The sequence below is a fragment of the Sphingobacterium sp. UME9 genome (assembly GCF_014170215.1).
Classification (GTDB): Bacteria; Bacteroidota; Bacteroidia; order Sphingobacteriales; family Sphingobacteriaceae; genus Sphingobacterium; species Sphingobacterium paramultivorum.
Genome location: NZ_LZZP01000010.1, coordinates 212,201 through 229,684, shown reverse-complemented (window position 1 = coordinate 229,684; position 17,484 = coordinate 212,201). Strand labels below are relative to the sequence as shown.

Genomic DNA, 17,484 nt, shown 5'->3' with positions numbered 1-17,484 from the left:
AATAGGAGCTGAATATTTTTTAAAAAGAATGATTATTAAAACCGTCGAAAATATGTTTAGGAAACTCATATTTGCACTTTTTGTTGTATCCATTGTTTCTTGTGGTTCAAAACCACGGGTAGCACTTCCTGATGATGGAGGGCTTAAACCGAGCACGCAACATCAAATTATCGCTAAAGAAGTCTCTGGATTATTGGAAAATGCGAGCTACAAAAAGGTCAAAATGAATGATTCGATATCGGGTATCATATACGATAATCTGATCAAAACTTTGGATCAAGGAAAAAATTACTTACTTCAATCGGATATCGATGAATTTCAAGCGTACAGAAACAATCTTGCGCAGGATATCAAAAATGGAGATCTTTCTGCCGCATTCCATATTTTTAATGTCTATTCCAAGAGATACCTGGACAGAATGCAATATGCGCTTTCAGAAATCGACAAGAAACAGGATTATACAAAGGATGAGTATTACCAACCTAACCGCGAAAAATTAGGCTGGTTCAAAACAGCAGATGAAGCCAACGACCAATGGCGTAAGCGTGTAAAATACGATCTGCTTAACTTGGAAACCGCGAGTGGTAAATCTACTGATAGCGCGAGGACCAAACAGGTGGAAACGCTAAAAAAACGCTACGTCAATTTGATCTCTCAGGCCAAAAAAACCAACGCAAACGATGCTTTTCAGGTGGTCATGCAAGCATTGACCGATGCTGTTGATCCACATACGTCCTATTTTAACCCATCCTTTGCCCAGGCGTTTAATGAGGGAATGGCCAATACGTTTGAAGGGATCGGAGCACGACTTGTCGTCGACAACGAGGCCGTAAGCATCTTCGAAATTATCCCTGGTGGACCAATATTCAAAGACAAGAGCATTCATGTCAATGATAAAATCATTGCTGTAGCCCAAGGAAAAGATGGTGAATTCGAAGACATTATTGGCTGGAGACTTGATGCAGCGGTAGCAAAAATCAAAGGTCCAAAAGGAACCATTGTTCGCCTGAAAATTATACCTGCTGGTCAGCCAATGAACTCTCATCCGCGCATTGTATCTTTAGTACGTGAGAAAATCGTCGTTGAAGAAGAGTCTGCGAAAAAAGAGATTATGAACGTCAAAGGTGCCGATGGAAAAACGTATAAAGTGGGTATCATCAATATTCCGAAGTTCTACATGGATTTTGAAGCTTACAGAAGACGCGATCCAAACTATAAGAGCACAACGAGAGACGTTAGGTTAATCTTAGACACCTTGAAACAGGAAAAAGTAGATGCTGTGGTTATCGATTTGCGATTCAATGGTGGCGGTTCCTTACCGGAAGCAATTGATCTAACTGGTTTATTTATCGATAAAGGTCCAGTTGTACAAGTAAGAGACACCAAAAATAACATCGATGTCGAAGAAGATAAAAACGCGGGTGTATCCTGGGATGGTCCATTGGGCATCATGATCAACCGCTTCTCGGCTTCGGCTTCTGAAATCTTTGCCGGTGCTATCCAGGATTATGGAAGAGGTATTATCTTAGGATCTCAAAGTTATGGTAAAGGAACAGTACAATCGGCAATCGACATGTCACGCGTTATCAGCCCGACCAGCCGCTTACTGTTAAAGGCCTCAGGTGAAAAAGATCCAGATACCCCAGAAGGTGCTCCTCAATATGGACAGATCAATATCACCCTAGGTAAATTCTATCGTGTTAACGGTAGTAGTACACAACATAAAGGGGTTACACCAGATATCGTATTCCCTTCGCAGTTCTCCGCAGAGAAATTTGGCGAGAGCTCAGAAAAATCAGCGCTCCCTTGGGATCAAATCCAATCGAGCAACTTCAAAAAAGTAGCTGATTTAACTGCTGTTGACAAAAAATTAGAAGCGATGCATGAGGCACGCATTAAAACCTCATTAGAATATAAGTATCTAAAAGAGGATATTGAAGAAGCTCAAAAAGATGAGGATGTTAAAATTCCATTGGAACTAAACAAATTCAAGAAAGAGAAAGATGACAACCTCAAGAAAAACAGAGACCGCATCAACGCTTTATTGAAATTGCAGGGTAAACCAGCATGGGAGGAAGGTAAGTCCCAACCTAAAATCGATCTTGACTTTGTGAAAGATGAAAGTGCCAAAGTGATGACCGATTATATCATCAACTTTCAAGCAAAAAAATAGAACGTATTCTCTCTCTAAAAAAAGGCAACCGTAATCCCGGTTGCCTTTTTTTTTCTGAAAGTGTCTGATCTTATTGGCCAGAAAGAACCTTCAGTTCGCTTTCATCGCTGTTGGTGTCTTACGAAGCCATGAAGGTTTTATGACACTCATCACAATAGGAAGAGTTTAACATTAAATTCACGTTTTCTTTGTAACTTATCGCTACATTCATTGTTTTAGTAATATACCGGTACTGCTTGAAGTCCGAATGATTCCCATAGCTCATACGCTAAAGATTTTGCAGGACAGGATGCACCAACCAGGTTATAGAAGTTAAACGTATAAAAAAGAATATCATGAAACGTATCCTCCTGTTAACTGACTTTTCAGAAAATGCTCTTCTGGCAGCACAACAAGTTGCGCTGTGCACAGAAGCCTGGAAAACTCAAAAGGTTATTATCTACCATACTTACAATAGTGTTACCATTGTCAATAACGAACCTATTGTCATTGTCAATGATGAGGTAAAAGAGACCAAAGAGAAAGAACTGACACAATGGTTTGACCAAATTAGATTATTGTTCCCTCCACAAGTGGAACTAACGCATCAGATGGAAGATGTTGATCTGCCATTGGGAGTCAATGACATGTGTAAATCGCACGACATTGACCTTGTCGCATTGGGTATCACCGGACAAACAGGTTTTGCTAAGATCTTGGTCGGAAGTAATGCTATTACGTTGATGGACATCTGCAATAAGCCCATGCTTATCGTTTCCCATAAGGTAAATCCTGCAGTCCCCAAAAATGTGTTGGCTACAACCGATCTGAAAGAGGTAGACAGAAAGCTTGATTTATTCAATTTAGATCAGGTTTTAGACACTTTCAATGCACAATTGTATGTTTTGAATGTTGCTAAAAAAGAAGGTTCAGCCGCAGACTTGGCACAGGAATTAAAGCACCTCCATGAACGCCTAGACAAATATCATCCGATTTATGACTACATCAGCCATGATGATATTGCACTCGGTATTGAAGAATATGCCAAAGAGAAACATATTGATCTTATACTTTCATTCCATAAAAAGCAAGGACTATTAGCGAGCCTATTCAAAACAAGCATTTCTAAAAAAATAGCCTGGAATGGCGCAGCCAACTTACTGGTTATTCCCATGGATAGATCGTAGAAATCTGTGCTTTGTAAATATCAACAGCGATGGGCTCGTTGTCCAATAGAAACAAATTATACGACAAAAACGCCACAATGTATTCTAAATTGCGGCGTTTTTGTCGTATAGTTCTTCCTCCGGGAAATCTCTTACCGGGGAGTCTCTTATTTCTTGTCAACCGAATGTTTACCCGGCCCAACAAGGATAAGACCTAAAAACACAAAGCAAAGCTCAATCGCATGTGATGCACCAGAGATACCATCTCCTTTAGAAAGATGCATTAATCCAGCGATAACCATCGTAAATGCAAGCAATAATGCCGCTGGTCGGAAAAAGAGCCCCAGCAATAAAAATAGGCCCCCAACAGTTTCGGTCGCAGCTGCCATAAACCCCCAAAAAGTAGGCATAAAATGAATACCAATATTACCCATAGATTTTCCTACACCTGCCCAGAGCTCAGGACCGCCCTGCAATTTGGGCAGACCGTGCATGATCATCATCACCCCAAGTCCAACACGCAAGACCAAAAGTCCCGTATCCCTATATTTACCCAATGAATTCCAAATTGCCATAAAAAACGTTTAATTTATTAAAACTTGAATTACCGATCTCCCTAAATTAATGAAATTATTTAAATTGAACCCCTCACAGCACTCACCATAATAAATAAAGCTATTGCATTTATAATACTTAATGCGTAATTTGATGACTATAGACCCGATTATAATGCTTGGAACGGCTAAGACAGCGTAAAAAACCTTAGCTGCGGATTATGGATCAACAAATAACTAAAGGATGAAAAACCTACTCTTGTTAACAGACTTTTCGGACAATGCCTATGCTGCTGCTCGATATGCCGCACAATTAGCTCCACTTTGGGGCATTGAAAAGGTTGTCCTATACCACACATACGAAGTAATCCCTACCGTAGGTACTGAACCTGTTGTCATCAGCAATTCAGAAATCTTGGAAGAAAAACAAAAGGACCTCAATACCTGGCAACAGGAACTGATGTTGCTTTTCCCTGAGGGCATTGCCTGGAAATCAGTTCTTGAGGAATATGAACTGAGCTATGGCGTAAACCGTACCTGTGCTGAGGAGGACATTGATCTTGTCATCGTCGGAACTGCAGGTAAAAGTGGCTTAAAGAAACTTCTTCTTGGAAGCAATACCCTCAAGCTGATCGAAAATTGTCACACACCATTACTGGTGGTCCCCGCACGAGCAGAATTTCGGGTACCCAAAAAGATGTTGATCGCCACCAATCTCAAAGAGGTAAAACTAAAATTAAACCGTCTTTTGGTTAATGCTTCAGAAGTATTACGTAAAAGTGAGGTCTATGTCGTCCATGTGACCAAAGAAGATCCGGCAAATAAAGCCGTTAATGCAGAAATAACAACCATGCAGGATTTACTGGCTCCTTATCATCCCATCTATAGTTATATCCTCAATGCAGACATTGCTTCAGGGATCAACCAATACATCAACGAAAATCATATCGACATGATGGTCACTTTCCATCGGGACAAGGGCTTATTAAGTCGAATTTTCAATACGAGTATAGCGCAAAAGATGGCCTGGAAGAGTCAGGCTGCCATGATGGTCATCCCTGTACATTCGGGATAATCAACCAATAAATAAAACAATGAGATTCTGTTCAGCTTCCCCTACAAATAGGTTAACTGAACAGAATTTACTGTTGTATTCAAGGCTACTTTTCGCCCAAATACCAGGGCGTGATTATCATCAATATGCCCTGCAGGGTAGCCAAATGCTACCGGAAAATCATATTCTTTAACTATATCCCACACAATTTCCGCTACACTTTGCCCAAAAGCAGGATCATTGTCTTTCATAGCAGAAAAGCCCCCTACAATTAGACCATTCAATTTTTTTAATTTCCCCGCGCGCTTCAATGCCCTTAGCATTCTGTCTACGGAGTAATAGGCTTCACCTACATCTTCTATAAATAAAACTTTATTCTTGTAATTGACATCCGAATTGGAAGCAAGTACAGATAGTAAGATTGCTAAATTTCCACCGACCAATTTTCCGTCGCCTTTACCCGCACGATTGGGGAATAACGTTTGCTCGTAGGCAAAATCCATATTATGGCCAAACAATGCATTTTTTAAAGTTTCCAACGATGCTTTTGTGCCCGTTTCAAAAGACTTTGGCATCTGTCCATGTATTGTTGCAATTTTATAGTTCCGTTGAATATGACTATGCAATACGGTAATATCGCTAAAACCCACCAACCATTTGGGATCTTTTTCAAAGCTTGAAAAATCTATCTGATCGACGATACGAACACAACCGTAACCTCCGCGCGCGGCAAAAACTGCTTTAATCGACGGATCATCCAGTGCCCACTGCAGATCGGCAGCACGTAAATTGTCATCTCCGGCAAACTGATGGAACGATGTCCCAACAGTCTTCCCAACCACAACTTCCAGCCCCCAGTTCTCCAATGTTTTTATGCCAACATCAATAGAGCCACGTATAAAACTCGCAGGACAAACGATAGCTACTTTATCGCCTTCTTTCAGAAAATCAGGTATTTTGGACATCTTTTTTATCGCTAATGATTAAACATAAGGACCTCTCCATTGTAGAGTCCGATTATAAATTTACTTGATATATTGTGCTTATATGTACAAATAAACGTAAATTTATCTAAGTTTTCTACCGCTATTTTGAATAATATTTCTACGATAACAAGCCGTTAAATGGAAGCTCATTTTAATCAAGTTGAAACAATCGTAGAAATGAGCCAAAACAAGAATTCAAGAATAAATTGTTTGATATGACACGCATTTATATTGCATATAAACAGCAATTTATCTAAGTTTGCCAAAGAAAACAAGTACACACTTTAATATACTTTCAAGCATTGAGTATTCTAGATAAAAAACGTTATACCATCACATCGGCATTACCTTATGCCAATGGTCCTTTACATATTGGACACCTTGCCGGAGCTTATATCCCAGGGGATATCTTTGTCCGCTATTTGCGTCTGAATCAAAAAGATGTAGTCTATGTATGTGGTTCAGATGAGCATGGTGCGGCGATTACCATCCGTGCAAAAAAAGAGGGCATCACCCCGCAACAAATCATTGACAAATACAATAAACAAATCAAAGAAAGCTTTGAGGAGTTTGGTATCTCTTTCGATATATATCACCGTACATCGGAGCCCATACATCACCAGTTATCGCAGGATTTCTTCTTGAACCTTTACAACAAAGGTGAATTTGTTGAGAAATTTTCGGAGCAGTACTACGATGAGGAATACCATCAGTTTTTGGCCGACCGTTACATTACAGGAACTTGTCCAAATTGTAAGTCCGATGGCGCTTATGGTGACCAATGTGAAAAATGTGGGACATCACTTAGCCCAACAGATTTGATCAACCCAATTTCAACATTGAGCGGAAAAACGCCAGTTTTGAAAGAAACGAAACATTGGTACCTACCTTTGGATAAATACCAGCCTTGGCTTGAAAAATGGCTGATTGAAGGAAAGAAAAATATCCTTAAATCCAACGTTTTTGGCCAATGTCAATCTTGGCTTAAATCCGGTTTACAGCCGCGTTCAATGACAAGAGATCTGGATTGGGGCGTTGATGTACCTTTGGCTGAAGCAGAGGGTAAAAAACTATATGTTTGGTTAGATGCACCTATCGGTTATATCTCAGCAACAAAACAGTGGGCTTTAGACCATGGTAAAAACTGGGAAGACTATTGGAAAACCCATGAAAACCCAGCAGACGATTCTACGCTGATCCATTTTATTGGAAAAGATAATATTGTTTTCCACTGTATTATTTTCCCGGCGATTCTTCATGCACACGGCGACTATATTTTACCAGAAAATATTCCAGCCAACGAATTCCTTAACCTGGAAGGTGATAAGCTGTCCACGTCCAGAAACCATGCGGTTTGGTTACATGAATACCTACAGGAATTTCCTGATAAGCAGGATGAATTGCGTTATGTATTGACATCCATATTACCGGAAACTTCGGATGCCGAGTTTACATGGAAAGATTTCCAAGCTAGGATCAACAATGAGCTCGTTGCTATTTTTGGAAACTTTGTCAACCGTGTCTTAGTACTTTCCCACAAATATTTTGATGGCAAGGTATTGAACGGCTCGCCACTAACAGCTGTAGATCAAGCGGTACTGGATGAACTAAAATCATACCCTACTTCTATCAAATCGTCTTTGGAGCAATTCCGCTTCCGTGAGGCATTGGCAGAATTTATGAATGTAGCTCGTCTGGGCAATAAATACCTTGCCGATGAGGAGCCATGGAAAATCATTAAAACAGATGAGGAACGTGTCAAAACAATCCTAAATGTAGCGGCTCAAATCGTTGCCAATCTTGCCGTCCTTGCACAACCGTTTTTACCGAAAACAGCTATCAAATTATTTGAAATGCTTAATTTCCCACAAGGGAACTGGAACGACGCAGGTTCGGATGCTTTGATCCAAGCTGGACACCAATTGGGTGAAGTGCAATTGTTATTCGACAAAATAACCGATGAACAAGTCGACTTCCAGCTAAACAAACTTGCTGAAGCAAAAGCGAAAAACCTAGCCGATAATGCCAAGGTTGCTCCTGCAAAAGAAAATATTAGCTTCGATGATTTTGTTAAAATGGATATCCGTGTCGGAACCATTGCCGCTGCTGAAAAAGTTGCCAAAACCAAGAAGTTGTTAAAATTGACGATAGACACCGGCTTAGATACACGCACTGTCGTTTCGGGTATCGCAGAGTTCTTCAGTCCTGAGGAGATCGTAGGCCGCCAGGTATCCATCTTGGTCAATCTTGAGCCTCGTGAAATAAAAGGAATTATGTCACAGGGAATGATCCTTATGGCAGAAGACGCTGATGGTCGATTGGATTTTGTCAAACCAGATACAGCAATTAAAGTCGGAAGTACGGTACGTTAATATAAGACCTACCTCCATTTATACAAAAAGCCTGTTCAAACGAACAGGCTTTTTTATCATCCAGATAGCATCGATTACTCGCTAAAAGAGTATACTCTGCAAACGCTTCTTAAACGCCTTCTCATCCAGATAATCATAGACGGTATCTTTCAGTTTTTTTATGATCTCTGCCCTGGATTCCGCAACAACTTTTTTCTTTTTGGTCAGCACATTGGAAAATGCGGTATTGGTAATCTCCACCTTTGTGGCAAACATATTTACATTCATACTTGGGATGGATATCCCCATCACTAAGCCCGGGAGTCCGTGTATAAGTTCAGGACCACCGGAGATGGGTATTTGTCCCGCAAAAAAGGCAACCACATAGACCGAATCTTGAATAATTCCATTGGCTCTTCTGCAGTCATATCCCGCAATATTCCGGTATTCATCGGTATACTTCCATTTTACAGTAGGCAATGAATCTTTAAGCAAGAGCTGATCATCTCCAAAGGGGAGCAATTTTAAGAATTCCTGATTCTGGAAATTAATGTATGTTTTTGAATCCGGGAGAATAGAATTATAGTGAGTCACATTACGATAATTTGCAGGATAATCTTCCTGCACCGTTTCAAACAGGGTTTCATTATCGTAAAATTTCAGGATATGATGGGTCACCACCTCTGCAGGCCCATTCTTCACCGCATTGTCGACCATCAGCTTATCCCAAGTATCTAAATCGGGTTTGCTGAGATAATTACGTTTTAAGAAGTTCTGCACATGAAACTTCCGTTCATAAGTCACCGTTCCACTGCTTGGGAAATACGCGTGTTGAGCCTGGGCTGTGCTTATGCTCAGCAATAGTACCCAAACCATCAACTTTATATACTTACTCATTTGGCATCTCCTTTCATTGTTGTAAAATTGTAGATTACTTTTAGCATTCCATAACGACGCAGTACATCGTTGCTGGTCTGGATAAATGAAGTTCCATTTTGATAACGGTACACCCCATTATTTTTGTTTAAAATATCATTGACAAATACCTGTACTTCCAAAGACTTATCTTTCAATAATTTTTTGGAAACATACCCATTCATATTAATGATATTAATGGATTGCAATGTTTTCGTCGCAGCTTGATAATTTTGGTCTGTAGACAGCGAGATTTTAAAATCTTTTGGCAAATAATAAGTGAACTGCGAATAAGAACGGAATTTAAAGGTTGTACGGTTCAATTCGGGCTGTAAAAAAGAGCTCATTTGCTCGACCCCTGGCATCAAGGAGATGTAAAAATCCATCTTATTTGCTTTATATCTATTAAAGCCTATTTCAGGTGTTATACTCTTTGTCTGATTTCTATTGAGCTTTGGTTCTTCGTTATACGATGATAAATAACTAAATTGGCTATTGTACTGACCGTTGACACCGATATTCATTTTCAATCCCCATTTCTTTTGTAGCACAAAACTGTAAGATCCACTACCATAAATACGCCAATTATCCTTATCAATATTAACATAGGAAATTTGTTGCGTCCCCTCGTCCAGGTTATAGCGTACATTGGTATTGATATTCTTCTTACCCTGATCTGCGCTCGCATAAAAATAGAATCCCTGGTCTTTCAGCTGCTTATAGCTATTGTAATTGATCGAATAGGAGTTGTTAAAGCCCGCTTTTAAGTTTGGATTGTCCAAATATTCGATAAGCGGCTGTGCATTTTGCTTTAAAGGCTCGATCTGTGTCAACGAAGGTTGACTGGTACGTCCACTATAGCGGAAACCGATATTTTTACTTTTTGAGATCTTGTAATTCACAGAGAGATTTGGGTTAACCGAAGTCTGATTACGCTGCAATGTTGTATTTAGATTATTATAAGTTCTCTTCACATCCTCAAAATCGACTCTATTGCTTAAATTGACCGTTAAGGTACTAGACTTGTAATTCAGAGAGGCATTGACTCCATTTTTCAAGCTGGTAAAATCGAAATCATTTAATAGATTTTGATCCAGTACAGTGTATTTACCTGTAGCAGGATCTTTATCGAATGACTGATTAAGGGTCTCCGATTTATTGCTATTGAATGCGTAGCCAATAGCAGCAGTCAGTCGTTTTGACAAAGGCTCAGAATAAGTTACCGATGCCCCGTAGGTATTGTTGCCTAGCTTATCATTTTTATATTGATCGATCAGTGTCGTATCGCCCGAACTTTGGAAATAGTTCTGGGAGAAATATTGGGTTTTAGACCTATTTTGATCAGTATTTGCATTGATATTAAAGGTAACAGAGCGACGGTCCTTTTTGAAACGACGAGTAAGCATTGCATTCACATTGAACTTATCCTGATCGCTATTTTGATCAGTCGTAGATAAGGTCTGTGTAATCAATGTTTTATCCAATTTACGTTGATCTGCTTCTGAATTGGATAAATTGTCGCGGCTAGACTTGGTGAATCCCATATTAACTGTCAAATCGGACAGTGAATCTAACTTCAGATCATACCTTAAATTTGCAATATTTGCCTGCGTTTCTGTTTTAGATATGGTCACAGTATTATCCACTTGAGCACGTTCAGGAAGGTTATTCTGTGCGTTATAGCTACTGGTATTGGCTACATTAATCTGATTACGCTTAAAGTTGGCATTGATCTTATGCTTATCATCTTTGGATTTGTCGGAATAACTTGCGCCCATGTTTACGGCCTTAGGCACGCCGCCACCATAGTATTTACCGTCCCATCCCCCATCGGAACCATCACCACCGGAAATCATAATGCCACCACCGTCCATCATCTGTACATTACTACTTCCGCCCACACCATATTTTTGGCTATCTTCAAATCCTAGTCCGACCATTCCATCATTGGCCAGAATGCCATAAGCGGCGATTTTCTGCGAGCCCTTAAACTTATTGAGCATGACTTTTCCGCCATAATATTTATCTGTACCGGCTCCCGCAACAGCTTGGCCGAACATTCCTTTTTTCTTATCTTCTTTAAGCTTAATATCAATTGTCTGCGTTCGTTCACCATCATCTACCCCTGTACGTACAGCAAGATCTGATTTCTTCTCATAGACCTGTACCTTGCTGACCATATCTGACCGAATATTCTTGGTGATCAGGGTTGGATCATCCCCAAAAAACTCTTCCCCATCAAGCAATACTTTTTTTACTTCCTTACCTTGAGCGATGATCTTGCCTGATCCATCCATCGTAATACCCGGCAATACCTTCAACAGATCCTCTACTTTAGCATCCTTCTCTACTTTAAAACTACCGGCATCGTATTCGATGGTGTCGCCTTTAATAACTACAGGAATTTTACCATTCACCTGAACCTCCTCCAATAGTAGAGCTGCTTTGGATAGCTTTACAATACCAATATCTAAATCTTCGGCAGCCACATGGATATCCTTTACCAAGTCAGCATACTGCGGATAGGAAACCACCATTTTATAGGTACCTGTGTCGAGATTAGCAATTTGGAATGTTCCATTTTCCTTCGTCCGACCGAATTTAACCAAAATCGAATCTTTGGGACTGAGCAGCGCGATTGAAGCTTGATGTAGTTTTGCAAGATCTTTGATATCGGCCACCGATCCCACAAGTTTATGTTGTGCATAGGACTTGGAACTCAGGACTGAAAATAAAAGAAACAAAACTAGGGAATAGGTTAGTTTCATAAAATTTCGTTTATATATTGTCGAGGTAAATATATAAATGTTGCTACGGAAAATTCGTAAAATAATGTTAAATAATTATGTAATTAATAAATGAAACTTGACCCGCTCAAATAAAACACGATAATTCACGCTATATCAATAATTTAATTTCATAAAAAAAGAGGCGTAACTTATTTGTTACACCCCAGTATAAATAGAAAAATATATTTTATTTCCTTTAATCTACATTTAGGTTCAATTCTTTTTCCTTATTGATTAAATGGGCAATACTTGTATCATTTAAAATCTGCAACATGGCATTTCTTACCTCAACAAAGGTATCGCGTATGCCACAGGCATGTTCTTGAGTACACTCATCACATGATCTGTAGAAGTTTAAGCTCACGCAGGGTAACAAAGCGATAGGTCCATCAATCAGGCGCATAACCTGCGATAAGAAAACATCTTCGGGAGCCTTATTGAGGCTATAACCACCTCCAGCGCCTTTTTTGCTATAGAGAATTCCGGCATTTCGCATTTCAAGCAGAATTTGTTCCAAGAATTTTTTTGGAATATTCTCCTCCTGTGCAATCTTTACGATTTGCATAGGCTCATTGCCGTAGTTACGACCAAGCACCATAAGTGCCTTTATTGCATATTTTGTCTTTTTGGAAAGCATAATTTGTTAACCCCCTGTTGAATTGCAAATTTACGTTTTTTATTCAATAGAATAAAACCGTCCTAATTTCACGTATGTATCATCTGTATGGGCGCAAACTGTAGTATCTGCCCACACTGCAGTCTTATGCGTCGAAGATATGCTATTGCTATACATGATCACCTGCGATAAACTAACTATTTGTTTATCTAAAAAATAACCTTCGGATTTAGTTTATCCATAAGGATTCTACTACTCCGAAGGTTGTCTGTGTTGTTAAAACTTAATGAGCGTTCGCTCTGGTCTCTTATTGTCCCAATACCGCCGTGATCGGCTTTCCGATACTGCCATTAGGCTCGGTAATGTGTAAGAGCGACGAAATTGTCGGTGCGATATCCACAATATGCACCTCCGTATTAGATACTCCGGGTTTAATTCCCCAACCCATAAATACCAAAGGAATATGGGAATCATAACCAGACCAGGTACCGTGTGTCGTACCGGTCGAACGAGGCGTACCGTCATACCATTGTGGCTCACAAACGATCTGGATTGAACCGCTACGCTTAAAATTGTAGCCATTGATCATTTTTTCACGGATAGGCGCCGGAATCATCAGACTTTCCCCCTTTTCCATATCAGCAACATAAGCGACGCCTTCTGTATGGCGAAGCTCACGAATGATGGTCTCTTTGATTTTATCACGATCCAAGTTCAAAGAATCAATCAATTGATTATTTAAGTGCACCTGGTAGTTCATCATACTTTTAACAAGCTTCTCTTGTCCAAATTTCTCTTTAAGGGTTTTGTTAAGTCCTGTGATAATCTGACGGGAATAGAAATAACCACCGTTTCCTTTCATATCCATAAAGAACCGAGAGTTATAAGAAGCGCCATGATCTGCTGTCAGGAAGAACGTGTAGTTACCCTTGCCCACCGTCTTATCGAGGTAGTTGAAGAAATCGGCAAGCTGTTTATCGAGCTGCAGATAGATATCTTCAATCTCCACTGCTGTCAATGAGTAACGGTGCCCCACATAATCTGTTGCGGAAAGACTCACACAAAGGAAGTCGGTATTTTTAGTTGGGTTATTTCCCATCTGCTCATTTTTGATTGCTTCCATAGCTAGATCCAACGTAAACTGATTTCCCATTGGTGTAGTTTTGATCAGCTCATAGCCTTCGTCTTTCATTAGCTTGGAAGTTGCACGCGGCAAAGTCGGCTTTTCTTCTCCAGGGTACTTACCTTCGTAGATGTTATCATCTGCAATACTGTTGGCAGCATAGGTGCTGATATCATACATTGGTTTCCAGTCCCCTTTCAGGTATTTTTCAGCCAATTTTTTCTTGTTGAAGTCCACCACCCATTTTGGCAGTTTATCCATGTAGAAATTAGAGGTAATCCAATCACCTGATTTTGCTTCAAACCAATACGCTGCATCGGCAAAATGTCCCGCCGGCAGAATACCGCCACGGTCTTTGATTGCGATACCGATCACTTTGGATTTAAAGTTAGAAGCGAGCTTCAATTGGTCCGTTACGGTCGATGCAAGCAAATTGCGTGGAGACTGTTGCCCTTCCTTGGCTGTAGTACCTACACCAATGACATTGTCGTCCTGCGTACAGTACATATTCTTGCCCGTCTGCTCCTCAATCCAGTCATTACCTGCAATACCATGTATGGAGGGAACTGAACCTGTATATACCGAACTGTGCCCAATGGCGGTGTATGTCGGAATATAATTAATCAATGTATTTTCACAGGAGAATCCTTCTTTCAAAAGTCGTTTGAAACCATCATTTCCATATCGATCTGCAAAACGATATAAATAATCCCAACGCATTTGATCCACCATCAGGCCGACAACCAATTTTGGTCTTTCCGGTTGTTGCGCCATGGATGAAAGCGCCGTTATTCCAAGGACGACACTTAAAAAAAATCTTTTAATCATAATCGTATTAAGTATTGAAATATTAGTTTTTTATTTACTGCATAGTATTCCATCAGACCTTAACAAAAGGAACAATAAATCGGAACTTATTGGCAGCCCAGTTGCCCTGATTCAGATTACTTCACTTCGCTAAAGTAGGGTTTAATCTCTTAAATGTGCCTTTAAAAATTGACCTGTATAAGAATCTTTACAATGAATAAGTTCTTCAGGAAGTCCCGCAAAGACTAGCTTTCCACCTTTATTGCCACCCTCAGGACCAATATCGATGACCCAATCTGCCGATTTGATCATATCCATATTGTGCTCGATCACCAAGATACTATTTCCTAGGGCAATCAGTGCATCAAATGATTTCAGTAACTTCTTAATATCCTGAAAGTGTAAGCCTGTCGTTGGCTCATCAAAGATAAAAAGTGTCTTCTTGCTGTTATTTCCCTTAATGAGGAAGGAAGCCAGTTTAATCCGCTGTGCTTCACCGCCAGACAATGTACTTGACGATTGCCCGAGCTTAACGTAGCCTAGTCCAACGTCCTGTAAAGGCTGCAATTTCGCTAATATTTTAGGCTGGTCTGCAAAGAATACGATCGCTTCTTCAACACTCAGCTCGAGAACATCTGCTACCGACTTGTTTTTGAAGTGTACATCAAGCACAAACTGTTTAAATCGTTTGCCTCCACAGGCCTCACAGGGCAAAACGATATCGGCCATAAATTGCATTTCAATTTTAACTTCGCCTTCGCCCTGACAGACATCACAACGTCCACCTTCAACATTAAATGAAAATGCCGCAGGTTTCAATCCAGCAGCTTTGGCCGGTCCCTGGTTGGCATATAAAGCCCTGATTTCATCCCAGGCTTTCACGTAAGTCACCGGGTTGGATCGCGAAGAACGACCGATCGGGTTTTGATCGACCATTTCAACTTGTTCGACTTGGGTAATATCCCCCTCGATCGCATCATAGACCCCCGTCTGCTCACCGGAGTAATTGCCTATCGACTTCTGCAGTGCTGGGTAAAGGATACGTTTGACCAAGGAAGTCTTACCTGATCCCGAGACACCCGTTACCACAGTAAACGTATTCAATGGAAATTGTACATCAATCCCTTTGAGGTTATTCTCATGGGCTCCTTTAATGGTAACACTATTGGACCATGGACGGCGTTTTTTGGGTACCTCAATCTGGCTTTTGCCACTGAGGTATTGCCCCGTAAGGCTCTTTGTATCTTTCAGAATCTGCTGATATGTACCCGCGAAGACCATTTCGCCGCCATTGATCCCGGCTTCCGGTCCGATATCGATCAGGTAATCAGCCGCCTCCATCATCTCCTGCTCATGCTCGACCACCACCACTGTATTCCCAACATCGCGCAAGGACTTCAGCACAGAAATTAGACGCTGTGTATCACGTGGATGGAGCCCAATACTTGGCTCGTCCAACACATAAATAGAGCCTACGAGTGAACTTCCTAATGAAGTTGCCAGATTGATCCGCTGTGATTCCCCTCCAGAAAGGGTATTCGATAGTCGGTTCAAGGTCAGGTAACTTAATCCAACATCGCACAAAAATTGCAATCTATTATTAATTTCAGCAAGAAGTCTTTTGGCAATGACCAGTTCATTACCCACCAGCCGTAAAGTTGTAAAGAATTCCAAGGCTTCTTCAAGCGGCATCAAAACGATATCGGTGATAGACTTGCCCCCTACTTTCACGTAAGTAGCATCTTTACGTAATCGGGTCCCACGGCAGTCCGGGCAATCTGTCTTCCCACGATAGCGAGATAACATCACACGGTATTGAATTTTATAAGTCTGCTCTTCAAGCTCCTGGAAGAACTGTGTCAGGCCGGTAAAATATTTATTTCCCGTCCACAGCAACTCTTTCTGTTCAGCGGTCAGATCCATGTATGCACGATGTATTGGAAAATCAAATTTCAGGGAACTTTTAACAAGCACTTGTAACCACTCGCCCATTTTCTCCCCTCTCCAGGGTGCTATTGCGCCATCGTAGACCGAACGGCTTTTGTCTGGAATAACAAGATCAGGATCAATACCAATGATCTTTCCATAACCTTCACATCGGCGACAGGCACCATAAGGATTATTAAAACTGAAGAAATTTGGTGTAGGTTCTTCAAATGTTATTCCATCAAGTTCAAATTTATGGGAGAAATGATGTCTTTGACCATTTTCCTCCATATAAAGCTCCCCCTTACCTTCGAAAAAACCTGTTTGGACAGAGTCAGAAAGTCGATTGACTGTGTCATCGTCCTGTTCGATGCGAACCCGGTCGACGACAATAAGCACTTCACCATCCTGAAGGTCTTTATTGGCGATGGCCTTATCATCGATAATAGCTTCGATCTTCTGCATACTATCCCCAAAGACGACACGCACAAAACCTTTCTGCAACAAGAGAGACAGCTCTTCTTTGAGTTTACGCCCATGGGAAGGAATAAGTGGCGCGAGAAGCGTCAACGTTGTCCCCTCTTCCAAATTCAACGCAAAATCCACCACTGAACTCACACTGTCTTTGGTCACCTCGCGACCAGATACAGGAGAAATTGTCTTTCCGATTCGGGCATATAACAATTTCAGATAATCATAGATCTCGGTAGATGTTCCTACCGTCGAACGGGGGTTGGAAGTAATGACACGTTGCTCAATGGCAATCGCGGGAGCAATACCCTTGATGTAATCTACCTCCGGTTTATTCATCCGTCCCATAAATTGTCTTGCGTACGAAGAGAGACTTTCGACATAACGTCGTTGTCCTTCGGCATAGAGCGTATCAAAAGCTAAGGAGGATTTTCCTGAACCCGACATTCCTGTGATAACAACTAATTTATTTTTAGGGATATCAACGTCAATATTCTTTAAGTTATTAACTCTTGCTCCTTTTATCTGAATATATTCTTTTGGAGTGTGCTCCACCTGTTTACTCATAATAATC

Annotated in this window: 11 protein-coding genes; 4 read left to right on the top strand and 7 right to left on the bottom strand. The window is 40.7% G+C overall.

Annotated elements, in window-relative coordinates; all coding sequences use genetic code 11:
• Nucleotides 1-52 precede the first annotated feature (52 nt).
• Together A9970_RS16235 and A9970_RS16230 are read left to right on the top strand one after the other, a co-directional pair.
• Nucleotides 53-2,173 (top strand): carboxy terminal-processing peptidase, encoded by a 2,121-nt coding sequence (locus A9970_RS16235; RefSeq protein WP_182983030.1) that lies wholly within the window; start codon nucleotides 53-55, stop codon nucleotides 2,171-2,173.
• A 335-nt stretch (nucleotides 2,174-2,508) separates the two neighbouring features.
• A complete protein-coding gene (locus A9970_RS16230; protein WP_075990523.1) occupies nucleotides 2,509-3,339 on the top strand; it encodes a universal stress protein in 831 nt (276 codons plus the stop codon).
• Nucleotides 3,340-3,485: 146 nt separating this feature from the next.
• Here A9970_RS16230 and A9970_RS16225 read toward each other — a convergent pair whose 3' ends face one another.
• Nucleotides 3,486-3,893 carry a DoxX family protein gene (locus A9970_RS16225; protein ID WP_075990522.1) on the bottom strand — a complete coding sequence of 136 codons (408 nt, stop codon included), beginning with the start codon at nucleotides 3,891-3,893 and terminating at the stop codon, nucleotides 3,486-3,488.
• A 223-nt stretch (nucleotides 3,894-4,116) separates the two neighbouring features.
• Here A9970_RS16225 and A9970_RS16220 point away from each other — a divergent pair, with 223 nt between their 5' ends.
• Nucleotides 4,117-4,947, top strand: coding sequence for a universal stress protein (locus A9970_RS16220; protein WP_182983029.1), 831 nt, complete (start codon nucleotides 4,117-4,119; stop codon nucleotides 4,945-4,947).
• 41 nt (nucleotides 4,948-4,988) lie between these two features.
• Here the strand turns inward: A9970_RS16220 and A9970_RS16215 are convergent, their stop codons facing one another.
• Nucleotides 4,989-5,891 carry an LD-carboxypeptidase gene (locus A9970_RS16215; protein ID WP_182983028.1) on the bottom strand — a complete coding sequence of 301 codons (903 nt, stop codon included), beginning with the start codon at nucleotides 5,889-5,891 and terminating at the stop codon, nucleotides 4,989-4,991.
• Between the two features lie 323 nt (nucleotides 5,892-6,214).
• Between A9970_RS16215 and metG the strand changes: the two genes are divergently transcribed.
• A complete protein-coding gene (metG, locus tag A9970_RS16210; RefSeq protein WP_182983027.1) occupies nucleotides 6,215-8,284 on the top strand; it encodes a methionine--tRNA ligase in 2,070 nt (689 codons plus the stop codon).
• 81 nt (nucleotides 8,285-8,365) lie between these two features.
• On the opposite strand, the gene A9970_RS16205 is transcribed toward metG, so the two are convergent.
• From A9970_RS16205 to uvrA, 5 genes are all read right to left on the bottom strand, one after another.
• Entirely contained in the window at nucleotides 8,366-9,160 is a 795-nt protein-coding gene (locus A9970_RS16205) for a GLPGLI family protein (RefSeq protein WP_120335703.1), read from the bottom strand.
• On the bottom strand, nucleotides 9,157-11,946 hold the full coding sequence (locus tag A9970_RS16200; RefSeq protein WP_182983026.1) for an outer membrane beta-barrel protein: 2,790 nt from the start codon (nucleotides 11,944-11,946) through the stop codon (nucleotides 9,157-9,159). Before A9970_RS16200 ends, A9970_RS16205 begins: the two co-directional genes overlap by 4 nt.
• 217 nt (nucleotides 11,947-12,163) lie before the next feature.
• Entirely contained in the window at nucleotides 12,164-12,604 is a 441-nt protein-coding gene (locus A9970_RS16195) for an Rrf2 family transcriptional regulator (RefSeq protein ID WP_153845359.1), read from the bottom strand.
• A 286-nt stretch (nucleotides 12,605-12,890) separates the two neighbouring features.
• A complete protein-coding gene (pafA, locus tag A9970_RS16190; RefSeq protein ID WP_182983025.1) occupies nucleotides 12,891-14,534 on the bottom strand; it encodes an alkaline phosphatase PafA in 1,644 nt (547 codons plus the stop codon).
• A 141-nt stretch (nucleotides 14,535-14,675) separates the two neighbouring features.
• The gene (uvrA, locus tag A9970_RS16185) at nucleotides 14,676-17,477 is read right to left on the bottom strand and encodes an excinuclease ABC subunit UvrA (protein ID WP_182983024.1); all 2,802 of its coding nucleotides are present in this window, start codon (nucleotides 17,475-17,477) and stop codon (nucleotides 14,676-14,678) included.
• Nucleotides 17,478-17,484 lie beyond the last annotated feature (7 nt).